Genomic DNA, 253 nt, shown 5'->3' with positions numbered 1-253 from the left:
CTGACAGCTCTAATGGTTCCAACAGCTCTGAGAGTTCAAATGGCTCTAACAGCTCCGATAGCTCTAATGGTTCCAACAGCTCTGATAGTTCTAACAGTTCTGACAGCTCCGATAGTTCTAATGGTTCTAACAACTCCGATAGCTCAAATGGTTCCAACAGCTCTGAGAGTTCTAATGGTTCTAACAACTCCGATAGCTCAAATGGCTCTAACGGCTCTGAAAGTTCCAACGGTTCTGAGAGTTCTGACAGCTC

General features: G+C 45.1%; 1 protein-coding gene. It reads left to right on the top strand.

Annotation, left to right across the window (positions count from 1 at the left end; all coding sequences use genetic code 11):
• Positions 1-253: hypothetical protein (locus tag H3U49_RS09820; RefSeq protein ID WP_198181174.1), on the top strand; the 253-nt coding region annotated here is incomplete at both ends.

It is taken from the genome of Lactobacillus sp. W8174, assembly GCF_016100975.1.
In the GTDB taxonomy this organism is placed as follows: domain Bacteria; phylum Bacillota; class Bacilli; order Lactobacillales; family Lactobacillaceae; genus Lactobacillus; species Lactobacillus juensis.
Note: the sequence above shows the minus strand (reverse complement) of the source record. Positions and strands in the feature narration are given on the sequence as shown.